Source organism: Desulfobacula phenolica, assembly GCF_900105645.1.
Taxonomy (GTDB): domain Bacteria; phylum Desulfobacterota; class Desulfobacteria; order Desulfobacterales; family Desulfobacteraceae; genus Desulfobacula; species Desulfobacula toluolica.
This window is the reverse complement of sequence record NZ_FNLL01000004.1, coordinates 301,482-327,157: the sequence shown is the minus strand read 5'-3', so window position 1 is coordinate 327,157 and position 25,676 is coordinate 301,482. Positions and strand designations below refer to the sequence as shown.

General features: G+C 42.7%; 23 protein-coding genes and 1 tRNA gene. 8 read left to right on the top strand and 16 right to left on the bottom strand.

The genetic code is table 11. The features are described 5' to 3' along the window. The first annotated feature begins 43 nt into the window (after window positions 1–43). Both BLT94_RS08610 and BLT94_RS08605 read left to right on the top strand, forming a co-directional pair. The gene (locus tag BLT94_RS08610) at window positions 44–406 is read left to right on the top strand and encodes a sirohydrochlorin chelatase (protein ID WP_092232780.1); all 363 of its coding nucleotides are present in this window, start codon (window positions 44–46) and stop codon (window positions 404–406) included. Between the two features lie 57 nt (window positions 407–463). Continuing rightward, a complete protein-coding gene (locus BLT94_RS08605) occupies window positions 464–1,696 on the top strand; it encodes a glycosyltransferase family 4 protein (protein ID WP_092232777.1) in 1,233 nt (410 codons plus the stop codon). 20 nt (window positions 1,697–1,716) lie between these two features. Here the strand turns inward: BLT94_RS08605 and BLT94_RS08600 are convergent, their stop codons facing one another. The 3 genes from BLT94_RS08600 to BLT94_RS08590 form a co-directional block, all read right to left on the bottom strand. Next, window positions 1,717–2,511: a protein phosphatase 2C domain-containing protein gene (locus BLT94_RS08600; RefSeq protein ID WP_092232774.1), complete on the bottom strand. Its 795-nt coding sequence runs from the start codon at window positions 2,509–2,511 to the stop codon at window positions 1,717–1,719. Between the two features lie 168 nt (window positions 2,512–2,679). Further along, window positions 2,680–3,876: a THUMP domain-containing class I SAM-dependent RNA methyltransferase gene (locus BLT94_RS08595; protein ID WP_092232771.1), complete on the bottom strand. Its 1,197-nt coding sequence runs from the start codon at window positions 3,874–3,876 to the stop codon at window positions 2,680–2,682. Between the two features lie 2 nt (window positions 3,877–3,878). Further along, window positions 3,879–4,916, bottom strand: a complete 1,038-nt coding sequence (locus tag BLT94_RS08590; RefSeq protein WP_092232768.1) for a 3-deoxy-7-phosphoheptulonate synthase — start codon at window positions 4,914–4,916, stop codon at window positions 3,879–3,881. A 526-nt stretch (window positions 4,917–5,442) separates the two neighbouring features. Here BLT94_RS08590 and BLT94_RS08585 point away from each other — a divergent pair. Next, the gene (locus BLT94_RS08585; RefSeq protein WP_092232765.1) at window positions 5,443–5,871 is read left to right on the top strand and encodes a cupin domain-containing protein; all 429 of its coding nucleotides are present in this window, start codon (window positions 5,443–5,445) and stop codon (window positions 5,869–5,871) included. Between the two features lie 208 nt (window positions 5,872–6,079). Then, window positions 6,080–6,820, top strand: coding sequence for a ParB/RepB/Spo0J family partition protein (locus BLT94_RS08580; RefSeq protein WP_245743055.1), 741 nt, complete (start codon window positions 6,080–6,082; stop codon window positions 6,818–6,820). A gap of 64 nt (window positions 6,821–6,884) precedes the next feature. On the opposite strand, the gene BLT94_RS08575 is transcribed toward BLT94_RS08580, so the two are convergent. Together BLT94_RS08575 and BLT94_RS08570 are read right to left on the bottom strand one after the other, a co-directional pair. Further along, window positions 6,885–7,196, bottom strand: coding sequence for a DUF5076 domain-containing protein (locus BLT94_RS08575; protein WP_092232759.1), 312 nt, complete (start codon window positions 7,194–7,196; stop codon window positions 6,885–6,887). 379 nt (window positions 7,197–7,575) lie between these two features. Beyond that, window positions 7,576–7,986 carry a zinc ribbon domain-containing protein gene (locus BLT94_RS08570; protein ID WP_092232756.1) on the bottom strand — a complete coding sequence of 137 codons (411 nt, stop codon included), beginning with the start codon at window positions 7,984–7,986 and terminating at the stop codon, window positions 7,576–7,578. A 336-nt stretch (window positions 7,987–8,322) separates the two neighbouring features. On the opposite strand from BLT94_RS08570, the gene BLT94_RS08565 reads away from it, so the two are divergent. Further along, on the top strand, window positions 8,323–8,985 hold the full coding sequence (locus BLT94_RS08565) for a class I SAM-dependent methyltransferase (protein WP_245743054.1): 663 nt from the start codon (window positions 8,323–8,325) through the stop codon (window positions 8,983–8,985). A 171-nt stretch (window positions 8,986–9,156) separates the two neighbouring features. On the opposite strand, the gene BLT94_RS08560 is transcribed toward BLT94_RS08565, so the two are convergent. The 7 genes from BLT94_RS08560 to BLT94_RS08530 form a co-directional block, all read right to left on the bottom strand. Continuing rightward, a complete protein-coding gene (locus BLT94_RS08560) occupies window positions 9,157–9,759 on the bottom strand; it encodes a GNAT family N-acetyltransferase (protein ID WP_092232750.1) in 603 nt (200 codons plus the stop codon). Then, complete coding sequence (gene rsgA, locus BLT94_RS08555) at window positions 9,752–10,876, bottom strand: ribosome small subunit-dependent GTPase A (RefSeq protein ID WP_092232748.1); 1,125 nt, start codon at window positions 10,874–10,876, stop codon at window positions 9,752–9,754. Before rsgA ends, BLT94_RS08560 begins: the two co-directional genes overlap by 8 nt. Before the next feature lie 689 nt (window positions 10,877–11,565). Next, window positions 11,566–11,641: transfer RNA gene (locus BLT94_RS08550), tRNA-Thr, on the bottom strand. A gap of 88 nt (window positions 11,642–11,729) precedes the next feature. Next, the gene (locus tag BLT94_RS08545; protein ID WP_092232746.1) at window positions 11,730–13,592 is read right to left on the bottom strand and encodes a GNAT family N-acetyltransferase; all 1,863 of its coding nucleotides are present in this window, start codon (window positions 13,590–13,592) and stop codon (window positions 11,730–11,732) included. Between the two features lie 84 nt (window positions 13,593–13,676). Beyond that, on the bottom strand, window positions 13,677–14,507 hold the full coding sequence (locus BLT94_RS08540; protein WP_092232744.1) for a formate dehydrogenase subunit gamma: 831 nt from the start codon (window positions 14,505–14,507) through the stop codon (window positions 13,677–13,679). Further along, window positions 14,482–15,180 (bottom strand): cytochrome c3 family protein, encoded by a 699-nt coding sequence (locus tag BLT94_RS08535; protein WP_092232742.1) that lies wholly within the window; start codon window positions 15,178–15,180, stop codon window positions 14,482–14,484. Before BLT94_RS08535 ends, BLT94_RS08540 begins: the two co-directional genes overlap by 26 nt. A gap of 15 nt (window positions 15,181–15,195) precedes the next feature. Beyond that, window positions 15,196–16,470, bottom strand: coding sequence for a multiheme c-type cytochrome (locus tag BLT94_RS08530; protein ID WP_092232739.1), 1,275 nt, complete (start codon window positions 16,468–16,470; stop codon window positions 15,196–15,198). 433 nt (window positions 16,471–16,903) lie between these two features. On the opposite strand from BLT94_RS08530, the gene BLT94_RS08525 reads away from it, so the two are divergent. Next, window positions 16,904–18,790, top strand: a complete 1,887-nt coding sequence (locus BLT94_RS08525; protein WP_175530306.1) for a methyl-accepting chemotaxis protein — start codon at window positions 16,904–16,906, stop codon at window positions 18,788–18,790. Here BLT94_RS08525 and BLT94_RS08520 read toward each other — a convergent pair. Both BLT94_RS08520 and BLT94_RS08515 read right to left on the bottom strand, forming a co-directional pair. Further along, on the bottom strand, window positions 18,765–20,024 hold the full coding sequence (locus BLT94_RS08520; protein ID WP_092232733.1) for a class II aldolase/adducin family protein: 1,260 nt from the start codon (window positions 20,022–20,024) through the stop codon (window positions 18,765–18,767). The genes BLT94_RS08525 and BLT94_RS08520 overlap by 26 nt on opposite strands. Continuing rightward, a complete protein-coding gene (locus BLT94_RS08515; protein WP_092232731.1) occupies window positions 20,009–21,802 on the bottom strand; it encodes an aldehyde ferredoxin oxidoreductase family protein in 1,794 nt (597 codons plus the stop codon). The genes BLT94_RS08520 and BLT94_RS08515 overlap by 16 nt, the downstream gene beginning before the upstream one ends. A gap of 186 nt (window positions 21,803–21,988) precedes the next feature. Between BLT94_RS08515 and BLT94_RS08510 the strand changes: the two genes are divergently transcribed. Next, window positions 21,989–23,182 carry a diadenylate cyclase gene (locus BLT94_RS08510; protein ID WP_092232728.1) on the top strand — a complete coding sequence of 398 codons (1,194 nt, stop codon included), beginning with the start codon at window positions 21,989–21,991 and terminating at the stop codon, window positions 23,180–23,182. Window positions 23,183–23,188: 6 nt separating this feature from the next. On the opposite strand, the gene BLT94_RS08505 is transcribed toward BLT94_RS08510, so the two are convergent. After that, entirely contained in the window at window positions 23,189–23,632 is a 444-nt protein-coding gene (locus BLT94_RS08505; protein WP_092232725.1) for an arsenate reductase ArsC, read from the bottom strand. 390 nt (window positions 23,633–24,022) lie between these two features. On the opposite strand from BLT94_RS08505, the gene BLT94_RS08500 reads away from it, so the two are divergent. Then, complete coding sequence (locus tag BLT94_RS08500) at window positions 24,023–25,333, top strand: pyridoxal phosphate-dependent aminotransferase (RefSeq protein ID WP_092232722.1); 1,311 nt, start codon at window positions 24,023–24,025, stop codon at window positions 25,331–25,333. Window positions 25,334–25,384: 51 nt separating this feature from the next. Here the strand turns inward: BLT94_RS08500 and hgcB are convergent, their stop codons facing one another. Beyond that, window positions 25,385–25,672, bottom strand: coding sequence for a mercury methylation ferredoxin HgcB (gene hgcB / locus BLT94_RS08495; RefSeq protein ID WP_281243366.1), 288 nt, complete (start codon window positions 25,670–25,672; stop codon window positions 25,385–25,387). Window positions 25,673–25,676: the final 4 nt, after the last annotated feature.

Here is a 25,676-nt window from a genome sequence, read left to right as displayed (position 1 = left end):
AACTTAAATGGATTTGGACTTAAAAAAATATCAGGGAGACTGTATGAAAGCATTGATAATTGCTGCCCATGGCAGCCGGAAAAAAGAATCAAACCTGGAGATCGCATCATTGGTGGAACGGTTGTCCAAAAAAACATCAGGATCATTTGACATGGTGGTTCATGCTTTTTTGCAATTTGCCGATCCTTTGATTGAGAAGAAAATTGATGAGCTTGTGGAAAAAGGGGTAAAAAAACTTGTGATATTTCCGTTTTTTCTCGGAAGCGGCAGCCATATTCTTGTGGATATCCCGGAACTTGTAAAAAAGGCCCAAGCCACCCATGGTCATGTTGAGTTTCAGTTGACCCGGCATTTAGGGAAAATCGAGGCAATAGAAGATTTGATTTTAAATGAGGTGACAGGCTAACGCAAATGGATCAACAGATTGTTTCTTTTCAATTAATCCTGTGATATCTTTTTTGTCATGAAAATTCTTCACATCATCAGCCAGACCCCGGATTTTACCGGGAGCGGAAAGTTTATCCGGGAACTGATTCGGCAAAGTACACGAAACGGTCATGAAAATTATCTGGTGGCTGGTGTTCAGGCTGATTTTAATCTGCCCAAAACTTTAATCAGGGCAGATCATTGCTGTTTTGTGAGATTTGACGGAAAAGATCTTGATTATTCAATCCCCGGCATGAGTGATGTCATGCCCTATAAAAGCAGCGTGTTCTCAAACCTGGATATCACGGATATGATCGAATACCAGCGGGTTTTTGAAGAGAAGATCAGGCAGGCAGTGTGCAGGTTTCAGCCGGATATACTGCACACTCATCACCTCTGGGTGGTGTCGGCCCTGGCAAGAAGGATTGCACCTGATATTCCAATAGTGACCACCTGTCACGGGACATGTCTTCGCCAGCATTATCTGTGTCCGCATATTGGCCGGTCCATAATAAAGGATCTGCAAAACATAGACTGGATAATTGCCTTGAGCTGTGATCAGCAACAGTCCATTGTGAAAACCATTGCAGCTGATCCGTCAAAAATCAATGTGATCAGCGGAGGCTATAATCCGGATTGTTTTTTTTGTGAATCCAAAGAGTTTGACGGGGTTGTGGAACTGGTATATGCGGGTAAGCTCAGTTATTCAAAAGGCGTTCCCTGGCTTTTGAAAAGTCTGGAACAGATCAAAGATCTGCCTTTCAGGCTTCACCTGGCCGGCAGCAGCAGTGGCAGGGAAAAACAGATCTGTCTTGAGCTTGCCGGAAAACTGGGGGCAAAAGCTGTCTATCACGGATCTTTGACTCATGAACGTCTGGGAACGTTGATGCGGCGATCCCATATCTTTGTGCTGCCCTCATTTTTTGAAGGTCTTCCCCTTGTTCTGATGGAGGCCATGGCCTGCGGATGCAGAATTATAACCACTGCGCTGCCCGGAGTAAGGCAATTGTTTGGTACCGATCACGGAACCATGGTAAAAATGATTCCTCTTCCAACCCTGAAAACCATTGATACCCCATTTAAAAAAGATGAAGCCATGCTTGAAACCCGTCTTGCCCAGACATTGAAATCCGGCATTGAACAGGTTATGCAGGCTGTTGAACCGAATATGACCTATGTCTGTTCAGCAACGTCTCATTTTACCTGGGAAAAAATATTTTCAAGGATTCAACAAGGGTATGCCCGGCTTTGCCGGGAAGCTCTCAAATAGACGGCGGCAGCATTGTCATTTTATGGATGTATGGCAATTGCGGCAATGTCATCATGGCATTTGAACCTGGGATAGTGTTGAATTTCCGGGTCCAGGGACTCGACTTTTCTTATATGATTTTTAAGCCCGGTCAGGCCAAGTTTTTGATAAAGCGTTACAAACCGGTCAAAACACCGTTTTTTTTCAGGGGTTGATGAGGGAAGCTGTAATCCGTCGGTGAACAAAAGAATTGTTTTGACATGATTTAGGGGAAGAGATCCGCTGTTGACAAAATCAAGGGCATCAGGTTCGCCATTGAGGACGCCATAGGTTTTGTTCATGTTTGCTCTGATTTTTTTAACCTGAAGCTTAAATTCCAGAGCTTGGCAGGACTTGATTTTTTTGAGCATCATGAGGGTTTCATAATCATGATCTTCTTGTTCCAGCAGGACTTTGTAGGAATCATCGGTGTAAATAACAATAATATAAGAATCCCCGGTTTGCAGCCATTCAAGAGTATTTTTGTGCAGCCTTACAACTGCGGCGCTGGTACTCCACAAACTATGGCGCCGGTTTAAGTCCACTTGCTGGGCCATCATCTTGGATAAAATGGCCTGATTGGCTTGACAACCCAGTTGTAAAAGAGGGAAATGATTTTTAGAAAATATATGGCTGGCTGTGGAAGATGCAATCAGACCACCTGTTTTGTCGCCGTCAAACAAGTCATTATCAAGGCTTGAGGCTCCGTCAAAAACACCATAAAGATTTTTTTCAAGGACAACGGCATCTTCGTTTAACCTGCCTGATCCCTTTTCCAGTATATGTTCTATTTTCATAATTTAGGATGGGGTCATAATAAAACAAGTCAGACCCCTTTTGCTGTTCAATCCAAAAGTTGAGTTAATAAATTACTGAAAAATATAGAGATCAGGGCTGGATTGTCAAAATGATAATTTCGATATGTTTGTTAAAAGGTATCAGAAAAACCAATGCTTGACCTGTTATCAAATAATACCTATGCCGGCAAAAATATCAAGTCCCCCGTGATAAATGGGTTTTAGCTCAAGCTTGAGTCCAAGAGATGATTTGTATTCTCCGGACGGAAGAATGATTCCAAAGCGCCATCCTTTAAAGTCAGCAGTCAGTTTTTTCCCGATTTCACGGTAAAAAGACCGGGTATCGCTTTTTTCACCAAGTCTTTTTCCGTAAGGCGGATTTAACATTATCACACCTTTTTTTTCAGGTGATATCATGGAAGGCAGGAGGGTAAAAAAGTCTGTTTTTGATACATCTATGACATGGTTGAGCCTGGAATGTGAAACGTTTTGTTCCATGGCAGTCAAGGCCATCTCATCGATATCAGATGCAAAAATCTGTTTTGCAGAACAATGGGTAAAATTTTTTTGCGCCTGTTTTTTTGTGTGAGAATAGGCTTTCGGGCTGAATCCAGGCCAGTTTTCAAAGGCAAAAGACCTGAAAAATCCAGGTGGTATACTGGATTGTATCATGGCGGCTTCAAGCGAGAATGTGCCTGACCCGCACATGGGATCAATCAATATATCTTCTTTTGAAAACCCGGCCCAGAAAAGCATGGCAAAGGCCAGGTTTTCTCTTAGCGGTGCCTGGGTTACTTTCTGTTTAAGGCCTCTTTTAAATAAAAGCTCTCCTGTGCTGTCTAAGGAGACGGTAAAATTGTCGTCTTCAACCCGGACATAGATGGTTTGAGTTGATATTTTACCGGGTATCCCGTCAAATCCGCTGCCTGACCTGATCTGATCAAGGATTATTTTTTCACATCTTTGTGCAATGGCATCTGAATGATACAATCTTGATTTTCTGGCTGTAACATTAAATTTGAGATGACAATTTTTCGGCAGATAAAGTATCCAGTCAATGGCATTGATTTTTTTTTCAAGTTTCTTAAAAGAGTCTGCCTTAAAGCTGCTGATTCGCATCAGGATTTTTGAAGGGCTTCTTAAATTAAGATTCAACAATACACATGAATTTAGTTTGCCTATAAATTCAATTCCACCCTGGATGACGCTTATGTTATCTTCAGGGAAAGAGGACAGATTTGAAGTCTGTCCTTGCATTTCATTGAGGCAAACTTGTTTTAATCCGGGAGAACAAGACACAAAAAAAGAGTGGTCCCGGCCAATAATTCTTCTTTTTACCCTTTTTTCATATGAAGATGGTTTCATTATTATAATCTGTCATGGGCGCAGCGGATCAGTCCTTCTGTGCTTTCCCAGGAGATGCATTCATCTGTGATGGAAACGCCGTATTTAAGGGATTTTATATCTCCATTGCATTTCTGGTTGCCTTCAAAGAGATTGCTTTCAAGCATTAAACCTATTATGCTGCTGTTTCCTTCAATGCGCTGATCCAGCACACTCTTAAACACAAAAGGCTGTCCCGTGTGTTTTTGTCCGGAGTTGTCATGGGAACAGTCGATCATGACCGCATCAGGCAGATTTTTTGCTTTTAATTTTTCCAGGGCTTTCCCCACGGAAATGGGATCATAATTCGTGTGTCCTCCACCCCTGAGAACAAGGTGGCCGAATGGATTTCCCTTGGTTGACACTATGGCTGTATATCCATGTGGTTCAACTCCGAGGAAATGCTGGGGGGATCGTGCCGCCACCATGGCATTGATGGCGGAATCAAGGCTGCCGTCCGTGCTGTTTTTGAATCCTACCGGCATGGACAGGCCGCTTGCCATTTCACGGTGGGTCTGGGATTCCGTTGTCCTGGCACCAATGGCAACCCAGGACAAAAGACCGGCAATGTACTGTGGGGTGATGGGATCAAGAATTTCCGTGGTTGTGGGAAGTCCCATCCGGTTGATTTTAATCAACAGGGATCTGGCTTGTCTCAGCCCTTCATCCATGTCATAGGATTCATTCAGGAAGGGATCATTGATTAATCCTTTCCATCCAACCGTTGTTCTTGGTTTTTCAAAATATACCCGCATGATCAGATTGATTTTGTCTTTGACTTCTTCTCTCAATTGATTCATTTTTTCGGCATATTCAAGGGCTGCGTCCGTGTCGTGAATGGAGCAGGGCCCGGCAATTACAAGGAGGCGTTTGTCTTTTTTCAGTAAGATGTTTTCAACGTCGCGGCGTCCGTCCAGAACGATTTTGGCAACATCTTCTTTGACGGGAAGTTCTTTTTTGATGGTATCGGGCGAAATAAGATGTTTGTATCCGGTTACATTCTGGTCATAGGTCTGTTTCATTGCTTTTTTCCTTTGCAGGTTTTATTCAAAAGCCAACAGCCTAAAAACCAAAAAAGCCGCAGGCTTTTGCTGCCTGCGGCTTTTTTTGTTAAAAATTAACTATAGCACACAACAGGCAGCTCAGTATAAAAATACCCAAAATAAAAATAAAGTCTGTCTGTTGTATAAAAATTCATTTGTTTTTCCTTTTTAAAAATTCATATAAACCATATATGTTTTTTTAAGTCAAGGAAATTTAATTCGTGCCTATTTTTAATAATTATTATAACCACATCCAAGATAATGAATTTCCGGCATGGATTGTTGGGTTGATATTGTTTGATCTTCTCCTAAATGGCCGATTTTGTAATCAAACTCGGGGAAGGTATTATAAGGTAATGTATTTTATTTGAATCATTAGAATTTGAATCGCTGATTTACATATTTGGCCTGGAGTGATATGGGATGTATTCTGTTTTTTCAATCAACAGGGTCTTTAGATAAATATAAAATTAATTTAACATGTTAATTTAAGGATAAGGAAATAATGAAAAAAATATTTTGTTCCATATGCCTGATATCATTGTTGTCAAGCCATGTTTGGGCTCAAGAGGGAAATGTAGTCAAAGTTGATTTGTTAGCTAGAACAAGCTCAAGTTGGGATGGGCAAATTCTGCCGGACTATAAGGCAGGCAAACCGGAAGTAACGATTCTAAAAATTACAATCCCTCCAAAGGCAGAGCTTCCACTGCATGAACATCCAGTTATAAATGCGGGTGTATTACTAAAAGGAGAACTGACCGTTGAGACAGAAGACAAGAAGAGACTACATCTGAAAGCGGGTGATTCAATCGTTGAAGTGGTCAATAAGTTGCATTACGGAAAAAATGAAGGGAATGAACCGGCAGAAATCATAGTTTTCTATGCCGGTATACAGGGTAAGCCGATCACCATAAAACAAACCATTGAGAAATAAGATCAACGCACCATTCTATATACTTATAAGACAATAATCCGTTAAACAAAAAAGTTTTGAATGTCGTCAAGCAGACAGATGAGTATGGTTGGATTTGGATGACTTCGTGTGAAAATTAGGGATTGCCTTGTTGTCCTGGAATAGTGTATAAACGGCCTTCGATTTAATCGGCACAACAAAATGGAAATAAAAAAGTATGAGAATGAACATGGAAAATAATTTTATAAATATTTCTGAACTGAATATCCAGGACCCATTTGTTTCAATCTTTCCCATCGGTAACGATACCCTTGAGTCGATCAGGCAGGATATGGATACAAACGGATTTGATCCGGTTTTTCCCATCATTGTGTGGGAGGGAAAAAACATTGTGGTGGACGGTCACACAAGGTTTGCTGCGGCCAAAGCACTTGGGCTGGAAGAAGTGCCGGTTCTTTTCAAAGATTTTGACAATGAAGATGATGCCGTTCTTTACAGTTTTCATATCCAGCGAAACCGTAGGAACATGTCGGATGATGATATCTTAAGATGCCTTGAATTGCTTGACACAATCCATGCTGTCCCACAAAAGCAAAAAAATTTGGATTCCCAGAAATTGACCCGGAAAGAAACCAATGAAATTCGAGCAAAGGAACTGGGCATCAGCCCCCATAAGGTTGACAAGGCCCGCAAGGTTCTGGAACATGGAACTGACGATATCAGGGAAAGTGTTAACGCAGGTGAAAAATCCATTAATAAGGCATTTCAGGAGGTCCAGGAAATTCGTCGTGAGAGTGGTGAGATAAAAGGAAAGCCTACCAACGGACTTGGAAGTGCAGCCAAATACACCCAGACCCTTGGTAAATTTTTAAAAGAATTAACAAGGATCAGAGAGGACGGGTGGCAGGATGTGTCACAAGAAAAAGCCCTGGCTGATCTTGAGGCCATCATAGAGCTGATCGAAAGCTGATTTTAACCAAAATACAGGCTCCAAACTAAGGTTGGAGCCTTGATATATTCTTTGGAGGGTTGGGTTAATCTTTGATTTCACCTTTGATTGTATTTGCACCGTATCCCAAATGGATTAACAGTGCATTGGCAATTCTCCTTTCAGATGCGGTTGTATTATAATCGTGGCTTTGAGTTAATCCATTTGCAATATGGCGGATCAAATCCGCCAGCAATTCACCCCATGCGTCTCTTTCGTCTATGTCAAAGTTTGATGCTTCTTCCCATACACCTAATAACATTGACACATGAATATCTTTGTTTGCGATCCAAACTCGGATCATCTCCATAGCATTTGGATCATCTTCTATTCCTTCCGGTATTTGTAATTCATCCATCTGTTTTTCCTTAAAGATTTATAACTACTTGTTATTAAGCCGATTTCCCATAATATTGCCTGAAAAGAACTTATTGTTTAATATTTTATATTGGCTAAAAGACTTATTCGGCATCATGTTAGATACGGTTTTTGTCTGGTTTATACAATAAGATTCCGTACCATGCAAAGGACGTTATGAAAATTATTCCGTATTTTTTACATTCCATGTTCTTTTTTTTTGTTTGTGATTGCATTTGGGACACATTCATAATGTTTGTTATTCTTTCATATCTCCTAAAAGTCTATCGTCAAGGTAAAACAAAATCCGGCTACAGCCTGGTAATTTTGGTGAAATACCCTGTACGGACCGGACCCGCATGCGGTGTGCGGCTACCCAATCATAGAATTTTCAGTAGTTCCGTTATGTTTTTGACAAGTTGTCCATGTCCTTCTTGAACGTAGATTCCCATCTGTGCGATCAGCGAGTACGCCACTGCAAACTGTGCTATTGCATAGCCTGCGATTGTGAATTGGCTGACGCTGATAACACCGACACCAAATTGCGACAAAGTAAAAATACCGCAAGCAAATTGACCGATGGCAAATATTCCTTTGGCTGGAACAGGCCGTCTGCTTGGCCTGTATTTGAAAGAGATGTGGAGCCAAGGCAGTCCGAACAAAGTTGCTTTGGATTTGTATTCAAATCCCCATCCATTCCATTTTGCCCTGGCAGGGAACGGTACTCCGCATTGGGGGCAGGCCATGGCCTGCTCGGAGATCTCGTGTTGGCATTCTCGACAAGGTTTCATGTTTTTTTTGCTCCAAGTTATTGTGCTGATCTGGATATCATGTGAATTTGTGTGATACCCGACCTAAAATGTTAATCTCATTTTCATATCATCCCCGGTTAAATCTGTAAATTAGAGGGAAATTTTAATCTTGAGTTTTTAAATTATCATTTATTAATTGCCCAAAACCGGAATGTTCAAAGACTTGACATGGATATAAAAATTATACTTTAGGATAAATTTGAGATGTATAAAGATTATTCTGGCGGAATTTTTAAAAATCAACTATATCTCCAACAAAATTTACCGTATGGAACTAATGATTTTCATACTATATCTATATAAGATAAAATGAAGATGATAGAAGAAAATCTTACAAAAATAATTTCCGATTTTATACCGGGGGGAATAGTTGAAACCACGGTTCTCCCCCAATGTGATGAAATATCCCTCTGTCTATTGAATCCGGATTATTCCAAGTGCGAATTGAGTGTGGAACAGGGTTTGCGTTTGATGAAGGAACCACTGTTTTGGGTGTTTTGTTGGGCAAGCGGCCAGGCTATGGCGCGATACATAATAGATAATCCGCTTTTAATAGAAGGTAAGCGTGTGCTGGACTTTGGCTGTGGCTCCGGGGTGGCGGCGATTGCCGCTGCAAAAACGGGTGCTGCAAAAGTTTGGGCTTCTGATATAGATCCATGTGCAGTTCATGCGACTGCGCTTAATTGTCAATTGAATTCGGTTTCGGTTGAAATCATTGAAGATTGGGCGACCTGTCCAGAAGCACCGGACATTATTTTAGCCTCAGATGTGTTGTATGACGAAAAAAATCTGCCTTTGCTCGATCAATTTATTGCATGTGCGCCTGAAGTTCTTGTTGCTGACTCCAGAGTTAAAAATTTTAACGTCCCTTTTTATCGAAAGATTGCGGAACTCGATAGTTTTACCATCCCTGATTTGGGCGAGCCTGCTGAATTTGGACATGTGAATATATATTATGCCGATTGTTCCTTAACTTAATGCCATAAAGACTCAGGAATAAATTTAAAGCTTTGAGGGAAAGAATATAGAGGGGATTGAAAATGTTCAATCCCCAAGGTTTCATTGCCGATAAATATTTTTGATTCAATAATAACTTTCTGATATCTTTTTAAAAAGTGAACATATCAAATCCCTAAGTGAGAGTTTTCTTTACTCTCGCCAATGTTCTGGTTGATTAAGTACATTAGAACATTGCACTGCCCCTTTTATTCTTCCAATAACTCCGGGAGATAATTCCTGCACCATCCAGGCACCTGCATATTCTTTAGGTATGTGATATGGAGCTTCATAGCCAAGAACTCCTGCCGGCGTGAAGCCGACACGTGGATAATATCCAGGATGTCCTAAAACAAAGACCAATTCCACACCTGAATCTTTTAATAGATTCAATCCTTCTCTAATAAGCCGAACGCCAATTCCCTTGCTTTGAAAGTCCGGAAGAACGGCCAATGGTGCAAGTATTCGGGCTGAGACAGACTTTGTGGTTTGTGTGATTTTTACTTTTGTATAGAGGATGTGCCCTACCAATTTTTCATCCTCAACAGCTACAAGTGAAAGGATTGGAAGTGCTGTTTTATCATGAAATAGGCCCTTAACGAGCTCAGCGATTTCAGGCCCTTTTGTTTCTCCAAATGCTTTTGTATGAATATTTTCGATTTCAAGCTTGTCTGATTCAATGGATTTTCTTATTTCCAATGCTTTTTTCTTTTTTATATCCTTTTCTTCTTCGAGACGAATACTATTTTTATACATGATCATTTCTCCTGTTATTTATCGCTTTTATTTTCAAAGAAACCTCTTTCCATCTTTCCTTTTCCACTCGATCTGCACTTTTTGTTTGCCGGTTAGATAAATACGCCAATTCACGTTTCATTTTTTGGTAGCTATCCAACCTTTCTTTTCTGATTGTGCCGATAGTTAAGCCATGAAGCACTTGACAACCAGGCTCATGCGTATGACTGCAATTGTGAAAACGACATGTATTCGCCAGTTCTTCTATCTCTGGGAAAGCAACATTCAAACCACCTCCATCATCCCAAAATCCTATTTCCCGAATACCGGGATTGTCAATCACCATGCCGCCTTGAGGCATCATGATAAGGCTACGACTGGTAGTCGTATGTTTCCCTTTTCCCAAATGTTCACTTACTAAATTGGTGGACTGTATGGTTTTTCCAGCAAGGCGATTCACAAGTGTGGATTTGCCGGCTCCTGAAGATCCAACCATGGCAATTGTTTGGCCTTGTGAAAGATAAGGTTCTAATGAAGCCAATCCGGTTGAATCCTTTGCCGAGATAAAGTGAACCGGAACGTTAAAGGCCACAGTTCCTACTTCTCGAACATAATGCTCAGGATTTTGATGAAGATCTGCTTTGGTTAAAATAATAGAAGGCGTCAAACCACAATTATATACCAGAGTCAGATACCGTTCTAATCGTCGTATATTAAAATCCCTGTCAAGACCGCAAATGATAAATACAGTATCAAGATTTGCAGCGATTATCTGTTCTTTATTCGATTGAGAATCTTGCTTGCCATGTGTACCGGTTGCCCCTCTGGATAAGGTATTTTTCCTTGGCAATACTGCAGATATAACTTTGTCGTTCACGAGAACCCAATCTCCTGTAACTGGAAACGGGCTTTCTTTATGGTGACTTAACCTTCCTGCAACAGTAACGAGTCTTTCTGAAGTTCCCTGGCTAATGAGAAAACTATTTTTCCGTACTCCGACGACTCTGGCCGGGAAAAAGTTGTCGTTGCAAATGTTGTCCAAATGAATCTGGAAATGGGAATCCCATCCCATTTTTAAAAGAGGTTGGAGGCTGTCGTTTGTGTCTATATTATTTGTATGCTTTTTTTTAATCATCATTAATCGTCACCTGTTTTTTATAGCTTCTTAGGTATTTTTTTATGTATTAAATACCAATTTATCTATGATTAGATTGATAGTTTCTTAAAAAATTTATTTTTGCGTAGGGGGTGTTGCAGACGAAAGGCGTAAAACTAACTTCGGAATCTTAGAGAGACTCTATCCGGAAAGGATCAGAAAAAAATATAGTCTGTTTTTATCGAATTATTAATTTTGATCTGGACTAAATTAAAATCAACCTGCTACCGAATTAGTAGTACCTTTTGTCGGCAACGATTGACACAATATCTAATAATTTTTTGAACAAAAAAACTCCTTTTTTAAAAAAAATAAACGTTTGCTCTAATATCATATTTTTGTGTTTATTGTCAAAATTTTTATTTTTTCAGTAATAGCCATGCCAGATTGACCTGCCCCAAAAAAATGAAAGAGATCTGATTCCAGCAAGTTAGAAGTCTTTTGATATAAAATAGCTGGATAATTCAATGGTAATGATCTGTATTAATAGTCTTGTTTTTCAGATGCTGAATTTCTCAAGATTTGTCATCTGTTCTGGGGTACAAGTGATCGAATCCTGGATTTGTCTGGGCGCAAATTGGGTGCAAAAAACACTTTTTTATGGAGGTTTTAAAATTGTGCTAAAAAAATGGTGAAAATTGTTGAAAACATATTACAGTTGGGCTTTTGAGTGGAGCCAATGTGCGGACTCGAACCGCAGGCCTGCTCATTACGAGTGAGCTGCTCTACCACCTGAGCTACATTGGCTTGCCGGTATCAATACTAGAGTTTGTGGAAAAATTCAAGCATCAACCGGTATGAAGATGAAAAAAATATTCAAGTTTGTGTGCCAGGTTTATGGGCGAGTCTGTCCGCAGGCAGGATCAAAGGGCATGAAAACCCTGTAAACCCCCTCCTCCAATATGCTTTTAAGATGAGGGAACGCTTTTTTAAACACCTTCATTATTTTGCGGTTGGAAAATAATACCTCGGCTGTAAACGCCTCAATGCCGCGCTCTTGTCCGATTTTTTTCAACAGGTTCACCATATGAGTGGCAATGCCGAGGCTGTTATAGTGTTCATCAACAATGATGGCGACTTCAGCAGTTTTACCGGGTTCTTCTTTTAAATACCTGGCCTCGGCAATTAAAATCCCATGTCCGACTTCCCCTGCCAGACCCACGATGGACATGTTGTTTTTCCAGTCAATATTGACATATTCCTGCATTTTTGCATGGGGCATTGTGGCAATGGAATGGAAGTACCTGTAATAAATGGATTCGTCGGAAAACCGGTAAAAAAGCCTTCGCATTTGTTCCTCATCCGAAGGCTTTATGGGCCGGAACCTGACCGTTACATCGTGTTTAAAAGTCTGTTGGTCACTTATTTCATGGGGATAAAGGCGGGAGCTGTCTTTTGAGAATATCTGGTCCGGGTAGAGAAAATTTTTTTGTTTTGCCTGAAAAAACAGGTCCGGGCGGTCGTCCGGGTGAGCGATTTCTATGAGGGCCAGTGCCCGTTCCCGGATGGAAAGTCCGTTCAGCATGGCTGTACCGTACTCGGTTACGATCATGTCAATGGACTCTTCAAATCCCAGCTGGTTATGATACCGTTCAATGGAAACCATTATATTGGAATGGTTTTGCAGATTTCTGGAAGGAAGGGCAAATATGATGCGTCCGCCTTTGGAAATCTGGGCACCTAAAAAAGTGTCCATCAGTTCCATGGGGCCGGAGATTACATTTCCTTTTCCATGGTGCAGGGCAATGCGACCGGTCAAATCCGCCTTGCGTGCCGGGATAACGGCTATAAATCGTGAATTTTTTCCAATATTGACAGGATCAAACACGGTTTGTATTTCCTGAAATTCCACAAAATGGTTCCGGTCCAGCCAGGCCATCAGTTCCGGAGTTCCAAACGCATAGGATGCAATGGATTTTCCCTGGAAAATGGTTTTATACAGATTGGTCACGGCACCGCTTTTGATCAGATCCATTAAGGCATCGGTAAACACCGGGGAATGAACTCCGAGATGGTGCTTGGCGGCAAGCTTGCGGCCAAGGGATTCAAACAGGGGGCCGATGGAAAAGGCAATACAGCTTTTATCCTGGATCAAAGAGGCAATGTTTTCGGCAATCCGGTCAAAGGGCTGGCTGGCTTCCCATCGTTGAAAATAAACCGGGTCTTGGTTTGAATGGACCAGCAGATCAAACTCACACACATTTACAAATGTGTTGCCAAAAGTCCTGGGAATTTTTGGGTTGATTTCTCCTGCAACAAAAGATGCCTGTTTCATGGCGGACCGCGCCACATCCAGGGAAACGCCCAGACTGGCATTTCCGGAGTCATCCGGCGGTGTTATCTGGATGAATGCGGCATCAACCAGGATTCGCCCTGAGTCAAAGAGGCGTTGCAGCCGGTTGAACCGTGTGGGTATCAGGTCAATCAGCCCTTGGCTGATGGCCTGGTTCACCATATTGCCGGAACTAAAGGTTTTAAAACGGTACTTGTGGTCATCAAGGGTTTTAAGGGAAATGGCATCACTGAAATTCACCAGCTGGATCAATTCAAGGTCCGCCAGATTGTTGTAATCTGAACGCATCAGCTGTTTTACAAGGGTTTGGGGTTCGGAAATGCCCGTTCCCAGAAAAATACGCATTCCCGGCTTGATTTTTTTCATGACAGCATCAGGATCAACAATCTTTTGTTTCCAATTCATATTGAACCCTATGGTTGCGCAAATGGTCTGTTTTTTTAAGTGTCATACGGTAGTTTTATGATTGATGATATTGTTAGCTGTTGTCTACCAAATGACAAGATTAATATTAATCAACGCCCCGATCAGAAGAAAAAGTCCTGCAGCCACCATGGCATACCCGAAACAATAAAAAACGGCAATTCGTCCGTTTGATGCTTGTGTCACCAGTTTTTTTTCAAGTTTTTTGCTGCGTTTCAGGCGGTCTATCCATGCGGGTTTTTCATTTTTTATCGTTCTTAAATCGGCGCTGCCTTCAAACATGGAGCGGTCCATTGGAAAATTATGGCGGCGGAGATGGGCAATGAAAAAATGAATGATAAATACATGGGCCATGGCCAGCATCGCCTCGATCCTGTGTACCCAGAACGCAACATTCAATACCCAGCCCGGCATGTATTGCGTTGAAAAAAGCGAAAAGGTCATCATCAATCCCGTAACACCGATAATGACCATGCCCCAGAAAACAGCCCAGTAATCGAATTTCTCCCAATATCCCCAGCGGTCAAATTCAGGAAGTTTTTTTAACCCCATCAACCATCCGATATGCTGGAAAAAATCACGAACATCTTTTCCTCCCGGCACAAGGGAGTCCGGTCCCATGAGGCTTTTGGGGAAATTTGACCAGTCGATTTTTATCATCAGGTATAAAAAATGGAGTATAAATCCGATGATCATGACTATTCCCACAACCTTGTGGATCACAAGACACGACTCATAACCGCCAAAGAAGGTTCCCATCCATTTCCCCCAGAGAGTATTCATGTACATGCGGGACAGGCCTGTTGCTCCCATGATCAGGAAACAAAGCATGAGCAGAACATGAAAAAATCGTTGAACCGGGGTAAATCGTTTAATCCTGTTTTTTACGGGGGCCATTTGCAGGTTCCTCCTTTTTGGAAAACAGTTCACGAATTCCCCATAAAACCGTATGGGGAAGGAATATGGCAAACGTCCCCACTGCAATGGCAATCATGATCCAGAACGCATAAAACAACACGGGAAAGGACTTTTGCGCAGCGGCGGAAGCGGGATTGGGTTCATGGATTACATACGCTGCATAAGAGGCGCTGGCACCTTCATGGCATTTTGAACAGACATATGCATGCCGCCGGATGGGATTCATGGGTGAAAAATAGTGTTTATTGCTTGCAATGGGTTCCTTGCCGTGGCATTGGCGGCAGGTTAGGTTTGCCCTGACCGTGTGCAGATCAAGGGTCTGCTCCATATGGCACTCTTCGCACCGCCGGTTATCATAAAACCTGATTCCCTGGTGGGAATTGGCCAGCCGTGTATTGATCCTGACAGATGCGCCTGAAGGGCTGTATGGAAACAGCCCGGTTCGAACGCCCGGTATTTCAACAAAAGCCTTCTCGTGTAGCGGTTTCACTTCGTATCGTTCATAATATCCCGAACTCATTTCGTATTGTTTATACCGCCGAATAAAAGTGGTTGTTTCTTCTTGTGCCCATGCGTGACCAATGAAAACACCGGTTATCATGAGAATGCCAAGTACTGTGAGGGCGTTGAAAATTATAGTTGTAAGCTTCATGTCAGACCCTTTTGTTTATCTGGTATACTTATATTCAACAGGTTCTATGGGCTTGCCCACCGGTTTCGGAATAATTGCCAGTTTTTTCCAGTTAGACTGAAGTTCTTCTAAATCATCATTTTTATGCTTGTGGCAGGTCTGGCAAGAGTTGGGAATCTTTGGGTTTTTCAGGGTGTCTTCAGGCAGCAGGGTTACAAAAACATGACTGCGAATATCCCCTGATTCAGCACTCTTGGCAATTCTGGGCATGTGGCATCCAATACAGTTGGCAAATGAATGAATGGAATGGGCCAGGTTGGTATTTACCTGGAGATGACATTGAAAACATTGCATGGAACCGGATTTTGAGGTTTGCGACCGGGTCTGGGGCATTCCGATCTGGTGAACATAATGACAGGAGGTACAGGTGACCCCTTCTTTTGCATGCTTTGACTGCTGCCAGTCAATAAATTGCTGGTGATGTCCTTTGGAAAATTCATTGGCATATACATGTTTTACATCACCTGCTTCAAAGGATGTGGATTTATAATATGCTTCAAGGGCCTTTCCCGGTTCGTAACCCACAGGCCATCCGCTGCCTTTTTTCATGGTGGCGTGGCCCCGGTTATGGCAGGAGCCGCAGATTTGTGCGGCCACCCCCATGGTCAGCTTTGCCGGATTTATGATGGTGTTTCGTTTTTCAAATACTGCTGTTTTAGGGAGCGCTGAATGCCATGATCCTTTGCCGTGGCAGGCTTCGCAGGCAACACCCGGTTCTTTGAAAGTGTTTTTTTCAAGATCTGCACCGGTTGCGTGACATCCGCCGCATTTTAACAACCAGGGCCTCTTGTCCCAGTCCTGCTCATGGTAATTGACCCACCGGTGGGTATCTGCATTGTACTGAATGGGAGAGATATAAAGCATATCGTCCTTTTTAACCAGGTAGCGTTGTTTCCACTGGCTTCCTATGGTGTAAAGGATCTCTTCTTTTTGGGGCACATAGATTTTGTCGGACGGGACCTTTAATTTTTCGCTCAGCTTTGCCAGATCAGCACGGATGGTCTCTTCATTAATGGGAACGATAATGGCATCTTCGTTAGCTTTTGCGTCCTGGAGCATGCGGCTGTGCATGGTCATTTTCCATGAATCGTAATGCTCCAGGTGACACATTTTGCAGGTGTCGGAACCAACAAAGTCTTTGGGCTGGGCGGTTACGGCAGCGATATCAATAACGGGTTCGGTGCTGCACGCCCACAAACTCAATGAAAAAATGATTAAAATTAGAATCTTTGCGAATGCTTTTGCTTTCATGGGTTCCTCCTTGAAGTTGTAATGCAGATAATATGATTTAATTTTTAACCGATTAAATTGATTTAATACAAATCAAACAAAATAGATGGGTATGAATGCATTGAAAAAAGAGTCACGAGTTTAAAAAAATCACAATAGTTAGTTGGAAAAGACAACTGGAGAAGAACTTCAAATAATATCTGAAGTTTATCGTTAAATTTTTAATCTGTCAAGGCATTGATGGAACCATAAAAAAAGGCTTTGTTTTTTTTAATATCGCACGATTGAATTCGTCTCGGTCATAATTATGATTATCGTACGAATAGATGTTTTGATTGTTAAATTTTATAGAAAACAATTGCATTGTCTTATAGGAGCATGCTAACCAATTAAAGCTTTGCCTGAGATCTTTTAGTACTTTATGAAAACTTCAATAACTGAGGAGATTTGTGACATGAAAATGCAATTGACATTGGGGAAAAAGATCGCTGCTGTAATCGGATTGATGCTGTTCTTGATGCTTATTGTTGGATCAAGCGGTTATTTGGGTTTATCGTCCGTATCAAAAGTTATGTGTTTTTATCAGGAAATGATTGGGGTACAGGAAATTACCTTCTCTGTTAAAGCGGCTACGGATCAATACTTCTTGTCTGTTTACAGTGGCGATAAAGAGGTTCAAAATTCGTCTGTTGAAAAAGCCTTTGGCCTTCTTGATTCGGGAGCAAATAAAGTCGCAGAACTCCTTGGCACAAGCATGATTGAGGAAAAAGAAAAAAAAGGTATCCAAGAGCTGAATGCACCCCTCAAGGATTACAGAGCAGCTTTAAATCAATATGTCGGTATTGAGCAAGAAAAAGGCAGGCTTGCAACATTAATATTAAAAAAATTTGATGATTCAAATGTCCAGATTCAAAAAGGCATCATGTGGACTGAGCCGTTAGTTGTGAACAGTCGTATTGCCATAAGTCATTTCAACAGTTATGTTTTCCAGGCATCAAAAGTTAATTGGAAGACTTATGAAACCGGATTATATGACTACAAATCAGTCCTTGATGAATGGTGCGCCAAGATCGAATTAAGCGATAGTATCAGGCCTGTCGGTGAACAACTCCATGTTTTGTACGATTCCTTGGAAAAGGTTTCCATTGATTATCATTCCCGCAATCTTCTACAAGAAGAATTGAAGATGAAAATGAATGATCACAAAGACCAAATAAATAAAATTATTGGAGAATTGGCCGGATTGAGTAATCAGAAACTGGAGGATCAGATCAGGACATCGACTCTGCTGATATTCGGGTGCATCCTTGCTGCTCTTATGATTGGAATCATCGCGGCAATTTTGACGATAAAATCTACCGTCAATAAAATTCGAATTGTAATCGACGGTGTTACTCAAGGGTCGGAACAGGTTTCTGAAGGTGCTAAACAAGTATCCAATGCCAGTCAGGTTTTGGCAGAAGGTGCTTCAAAACAGGCATCATCCATCGAGGAAACCTCAGCATCCCTGGAGGAGTTGTCATCCATGACACAACTCAATGCTGCCAATGCAAGCCAAGCAAAAACCATGATGGCCGATGTTCAGGACATAGTAAAGAAAGTCGATGGGCATATGATGGATATGACCCGTGCGATTGGCGATGTCAACAAATCAAGTGAAGAGACCGGTAAGATCATCAAGACCATTGATGAAATTGCATTTCAGACCAATTTGCTGGCTTTGAATGCTGCGGTTGAGGCAGCCCGGGCAGGAGAGGCGGGTGCCGGCTTTGCAGTTGTTGCTGATGAAGTAAGAAATCTTGCCATGCGTTCGGCAGAAGCGGCCAGGGATACAGCCGGCTTAATCGAAAATACTATTTTGACCGCAAAAAAAGGTAATGATATCACAATTCTTACACAGGATGCCTTCAAGGAAAATATGGATATATCCGGCAAAGTGGCCGAACTGGTGACTGAAATCGCATCCGCATCAAGTGATCAGGCTGAAGGGATTGAGCAGCTGAATATGGCGGTGCAGGAGATGGATAAAGTGGTTCAACAAAATGCGGCAACTTCTGAAGAGTCCGCCGGCACAGCAAAGCAGATGAACTCTCAGACCTTTCGGATGAAGGCTCATATCGGTAATCTGATAGCTATCGTGGGAAGGTCAGGCAAAAAGAAAAAGGGCATTGTCCGGGAGATCCGCCCCGATTATGGAGATGATGGAACACAGGTCGATTTTCAGACAAATCATCAAAGGCTTGCCGGATTGCTGAAAAATGATCGAAAATCCAGAACTTTGAAAAGTTCACCCGGAAAAGTGTTGCCAAAGAAGTTTATTGCTTTGGATGATGATTTTTAAAGCGGGCTTTACATTCCGGCCTTAACTGGAAAATTTTTTCAAAATACAGTTTATAACAGCGATTTTCAACTTCCATCAGAGTGGCAAAGGCATCGGAAAAATTTTCTTTTCCTGTGGTAAACAATCCATGGCCATAGACAATGGCACTGTTTGACTGTTCAAGGGCCGGGGGCAGTGTGTTGCAAAGGCCGGTGGGGCCGGTGCCGACTTCTCCGGGTACAATGGGGGTGGTGCCGACATATCTTTTTTTCGGGCATTTGATGTGGCATTGGTTTGAAAAACAACAGGCGGCTTTTTCAGCAGGGTCGCAATCCATGGATAAAATGACACAAAATCTGGGGTGGCCGTGTAGAATGGCCCGGCATTTGGTACGAAAAATGATCTCCAGATGGGCGGACAGTTCGCTTGAGGCGGTGAGTCCGGCGCTGGTGGAACCGTCCAGGGGGACAGGGTCAATGCACCCGGAAAGTGTATCCAGGGAACTTCCGGTCTGACTGATGTAAAGGGTCTTGTGGCAGCAATAGGAAACATTGCCGAAATAAGAATCCACAAGTCCGTATTCAACGGTTTTTTTGCCTGCTTCGATAATGGCGGAATAAACGGTTTCTTCATCCGGGAACGGAGCGCGAATAAAATCGGGCAAAGGCTGTTGTTCCTGCTTTATATAAGGTAATACAGCGTCAAACAGATCGTGGGCATCGTTTGTGGCTTTTCCTGTTTGAAGCGCTTCCAAGTAATCTGTATAAAATTTAACAAAGCTTGCAAAACAAACGGAACTGACCGTAACAAAGCCCTGTTCAGGGCTGACCGTGCCGTGGGCTACAATGGCAGGGCCTTTGAAATCGTCATTGGGGGATTGTGGTGCAATGATAGCGGTTTTTCTTTTTTTCAAAACCCGGATGATTTGGTCTGCACAAAAGTCTTTGATCACGGGCAGATCATGGAGAAAGGTTCTTGTTTCACAATCTTTGGGTTGGATCAATCCATTGGAGTTAAGAGCGTTTTTTGCCAGAAATCCCAGGAGGCTGCCGTAGGGTTTGGCTGGTCTTAAAAATACCAGGGAATTGATATTGAGTTCTTTGAAAATATTTTCCAGAACCTTTGTCTCATCTGCTTTGCGGTTCCAGACCAGCTTGTCATCCAACCCGCCTATCAAGGGCATGCAAGGGCCTGCGTCACTACCCAGCTTTGCTTTGACAAGTTTGGCTGCATATGTATTTACAAGGTTTTCCATAAAAGTCCAAGTGTTTGTGCTTTTTCTTGTGTTGGAAGGCCGTCTGGGGTAAGCCCTCGAATATCATAATATTTTTTTCTGGCTTCCAGAAACGCATCCTTGCTGATGGGAGGGATAGGCATATTGTTTGAGCTTGATCCATGTTGTGTGAAAAATCGATCAGGAAGGTCATCTTCTCCGGCGTCAAATCCGTTCAAAGAATTGATGATCCTTTCGTTATAATAGATGCATTCCCCTTTTTTCAGAAGATCATGGGCAGTTGTTTCAATTCCTGTAACAGCTTCATAGGCAGTTGCGTATTCTTCCAGTCCAGCTGCAAAAAAAGTGAATTTGCAGGCGGTAAGCGAGTCCACCACGGCATTAAGGTCTTCGGCAATTTTTATGATCCTGGCTTTGCCGCTGAAGCTGAAGCGATCCGTGGCCACGGGTTTTCTGAAAATTTCATGACTGATGGGATAGGCCCTCAAATGGCATCCGCCCCTGGTGGACAGGGCATATCCCAATGCCATGCCGTAAGCACCCCTGGGATCATAGGCCGGAAGTTCCATTCCCTTGACAGTCATGGCGGTTTGGGGTGATCCCATATGTTTTGCATATTTTTTTGCACCCATGGCCAGGTATTTTCCTTCTCCTCTGCCAAAGGCAATATCATCCAAAAGAGACAACAGGGTTGCCGGCGTATAATCAAGGCCGGTTATTTCACGCCTGCAGGCCAGGGTTGACGCCGTTGATATGGTATCCATTCCATAGTCATTGCAACGTTTGTTTGCATTTACGACAAGATCGATATCCCGGCAGCCGATCAGTGCCGTAAAATGGGACATGGTTTCAAACTCCGGCATGCTGAGCTGTTGCCCGTTTTTTGTGCCTGGCTTTGTTACGATTTTTGTACCTGTTTTTTTACAAAGAATATGGCAGCCCAGGCACCCTGTTTTTTGGGGGGCATAGGTTTTTGCGTACATGGCTGCATTAAGCTGGGACGCAGGCTCAAAACGGGTGCGGCAAAAATTATCCGTCGGCATCATCCTGCGGTTGTCCATAAGATCATATACGGCCCCCGTACCCAGGCAGGTGAAACCGAACTGACCCATAAGGGCAGGGGAGGCGGCTGTGAGCCTCAGGATGTCTTCCCTTGCCTGTTTTAATTGTTTAGTATCTTTTACCTTGCAATGGCCTGTGCCGTTCACAAGGATGTATTTGATTTTTTTTTGTGCAAAACAAAGTCCAAGTCCGCTCCTGCCTGCGGCAAAATGGCGATCCACCATTATGGAGGCATATTGCACACCATTTTCAGCCGCAGGTCCTATGCAGGCAAGTGAAGCCTTTTTCGGCATGATCCTGTTGTGAAGGATGGAGGTATCAACGCCCCATAATCCTGTAGCATCTTTAAATTCAATGCTGCAATTTTTAATTTCAATTCCAACCGGGGCCTGGCTTGTTCCTTTGATGACAATGCCGTCCCAGCCCGCCTGCTTGAGCCGGGTAGCCAGTTTTCCGCCAACGGATGAATCTCCCACAAGTCCTGTGAGCGGTGATTTTGAAATGATATGCCCCCGTCCTGATGTGGGGGCGATGGTTCCTGTCAGGGGGCCTGAAAATATGCAGATTGCCGTGTCGGGATGATCCCAAGGCAGGGTTGCGCAATCTCGCAGGTATTTGCCGCCCAATCCTTTGCCGCCTACATGGCGGTTATAAGTTTCAAGAACGGGTGTCTCAACTTCAATGCTTTTTTTTGTCAGGTCAATATGAAGTATGTTTCCGGTCCAGCCGTATATCATTTTATAACCCTGTTTTTATCAATTAAATATCACCATCACTCATCACCCAACAAAATATCATATGATGATAAGAAATGATACAAATCCTATGGCAGTTTTTATTCTATTATCAGGTGATCAAAAACTTTTAAATTAAATTGAAGTATGTCATAGTATCCGGCAAATTAAACTGGAGAAGAATGCCTCATGAATTTGCTGTCCATCTTGTCAAACATTGGGTTGCCGGATATTTTTGATATTTTTTTTATTTCTATCGTTGTGTATCAGCTCTATGTATGGTTTTGGGGAACCAAAGCGTTTAAAGCCCTGATTGGGATTGTCGTTTTAAGCGGGATTTTTGTTCTGGCTAAATCATTCGGGCTTTTTCTGACCACCTGGGTTCTCCAGGTATTATGGCAGGTTTTTGTCATTCTCTTGATTATTTTGTTTCAAAAAGAAATCCGGCTGATGCTTGAGCGGTTTAATCCTTTGAAAACCATGGGATTTAAAAAAAGTTCAACCGTGGATGTCTGGGGGCCAGGGTTTGCGGAATGGGCATTTGATGCAGCAAAAAAAAGGATCGGAGCCATCATTATTTTTGAAAGAACGGACCTGGTCTTTGATTTGATCACAAAGGGAATTGCCATGGAATGTGATCCCCAGCCTGAAATATTGAATTCCATTTTTTACAAGGAATCTCCCTTGCATGACGGGGCAAGTCTTATTTCCAACGGGAGGATTTTAAAAACATCGTGTTATCTGCCTTTGTCTAAACGCGAAGATCTGCCCCAGGAATGGGGAACAAGACACAGGGCGGCTTTAGCCCTGGCAGAACAATGTGATGCCTGGGTAATGGTTATTTCAGAGGAAAGAGGGGAAGTCTCATTTGCGGTTGATAAGGAAATTAAAAAGGTAAAAGATAAGGAAGAATTGTTTACACTTCTGGAGAATGCGGTTATTGGGTCCAAGGAGCCGGATACGGATATTAACGATGAAATAAAATTATGGCTTACCCGGCGGTATCCGGTTAAGCTTGCTGTTTTTGCCCTGGTTTTTATTTTGTGGCTGGTGTTTGCCGGGCAACAGAATTTTGAAAAAAAAATAAATTTGCCCTTGACCTTTAAAAATATTCCTGCAGGACTTATGGTTTTGAGGCCGGTTGATAATAATATATCAATTACCTGTCGCGGTCTCAGGAAAGATGTCAGCATGTTGAACGAAAACAATGTCATCCCGTCTATCGATCTGCTTTCATTAAGCCCCGGGACATTTATTTACAACATTACCCAAGGAGATTTAATTCTGCCCAATGACAGGGTTAATGTCGTTAATATCAGCCCGTCAAAAATTGAATTGATATTAAAAAAAGGATCGGAATCAATGAGACAAAGTGTCAATTGAAAATGATCACATACAAGAATTTATCAAACTGTCAGGCAGCGTAAGAATGTAAGCCTTGATTTCATCCCTTACTTTTCTATAGCAGTCAAGTTTTTTTTCGGGGTCTTCATATTTCTTCGCCATTTTTGGAGGATCATCAAACCCAGTATGAATGACTTGGCTGCCGCCGGGGAACCAGGGGCAAGTTTCATGGGCATGCCCACACACCGTGATCACATAGTCAAAGTGTGAATGTTTGAATTCATCCAGATGCCTGGATCGGTGGTGAGAAATGTCGACCCCGGCTTCGGCCATTACGGTTACGGCATGTGGGTTCAACCCATGGGTTTCAATCCCGGCCGAACAAACATCAATAAGGCTTGCTTTAAGATGTCTTGCCCATCCTTCTGCCATTTGGCTTCGACATGAATTGCCGGTACAAAGAAACAGGATTTTTAATTTTTCAGTCATTTTTAATCTTTTATAGTGTGGAAATTACTCAGTTATGTAATTCAGGATGTTTGGATTGTAAAGTTTAAAAATAAAGTTTAGTTTAATATTTTTTAAACATAAATTTTCCATGACATCCTTTGATGAGTATGGTATGGTACATACTTTAAAAAATAAGAGGATAACTATGATCAACGATTTGAACTCCAGCATCTTTATCGCGTATTGTGCGGCGGCGGCAGCGGCGGTGGCCGAGTGGCCTGCGGTTCTGGAGGGGATTTAATGATTTGATTTCCTTATAAAAATTTCCAGGGCTGCGGGCAAGCAATTGCAGCCTTTTTTTTATTTAAAGGGTTGCAGCCTGTTGCAGCCCTTTTTTTATTTTAACACCTGAACAAAGGATCTTCTCCAATGAGAACAAGAATTGTACATATCGGCGCACAAGAGTTAACCTACGAGATCAGAAATATCATCCGGGTGGCTGACAAGCTCAAGGAGATGGGAGTAGAGGTCTATCTGGAAAATATCGGAGATCCAGTGGCAAAAGGAGAAAAGGTCCCGATATGGATGAAGCAGATTGTTTCCAAACTTGTCATGGAGGACGAATGCTACGGTTATTGTCCATCCCAGGGCCTGCTTGAAACCCGGCAATTTCTGGTTGACATGAACAACAGCAACGGCCATTGCCGAATCACCCCGGATGACATTATCTTTTTCAACGGCCTGGGAGATGCCATAACCAAAGTTTATGGTTTTTTGCGCCGGACAGCCCGGGTGATCACCCCGTCACCCACCTACACTACCCACTCTTCATCTGAAGCTGCCCACGCCGGTCTCCCCCCGGTGTGTTATCCTCTTGACCCCAACAACAACTGGTTCCCGGATATTGATGAACTCAGGCGCAGGGTCAAGTATAATCCTGCCGTAGCAGGAATCCTTCTGATCAACCCGGACAATCCCACAGGAACGGTTTTTCCGGAGAGCATACTCAAAGCTATTGTAGCCATTGCTGAAGAGTTCAACCTTTTTATTATTGCTGATGAAATTTATCAGAACCTTATTTATAATGGTAAAAAGTCCAAGCCCCTGGCTGCCGTTATCGGTGATGTTCCGGCTATCTCCATGAAGGGAATTTCAAAGGAACTGCCCTGGCCGGGTTCCAGATGCGGCTGGATCGAAGTGTATAATGCCCGTAACAAACCTGAGTTCAGCACCTATATTCAAACCATAGTCGGTGCAAAAATGGTGGAGGTCTGCTCAACCACCTTGCCCCAGAAAGCTTTTCCCCACATTGTTCAGCACCCAAAGTTTCAGGCTCACTTGGGAGAAAGACGGTTGCGCTATGAGAGATTTTCCGGAATTGCCTACAAAAGATTAAAGAAGATTCCCGGTATTTTAGTCAACAGAACTGACGGTGCTTTTTATATGAGCATCGTGTTTAAGGACGGAAAAGTGAATGGCAGGCAATCGCTGCCTATTTCAAATCCGTCGGTCCGCAGCCTGATTGAAAACCTCATTGATGACCCGAAAATAAATCCTGATAAACGGTTTGTTTATTACCTGTTGGGTGCAACCGGCATTTGCCTGGTTCCTCTTTCATCTTTTAATACGGATCTGCAAGGGTTCAGGATGACTCTTCTGGAGCCGGATGAGAAGCGTTTTTGCGATATGATTGACACTCTTGGCAAGGGGATTGAAGACTATATCAATTCAGCCGAATAACGGTCGTACGCACAAATCAAATGCACACGACGGGTGTTGAAACTATCAATATCAGCAGCACCCGTCGCCACAGGATGCATTTTCTTTTCCTTTTATCCAGACCTGGATAATATAGGCGGCTCAGCCCACACCCGGACTGACTGCGATGGCCCCGGAAGGGCAATTGTTAACACATGCACCGCATTCCATGCAGGCATTGAAATCAACAATATGGGCTTTGTCGTTTCTCATTTTAAAAACAGCATGAGGACACACCTGGGTACACAAACTGCAGCCGATACATTTTTCGTCATTGAGTGCCAGGGTTGATACATCATCCAGATATCTTAGCTCTTTCATGGTC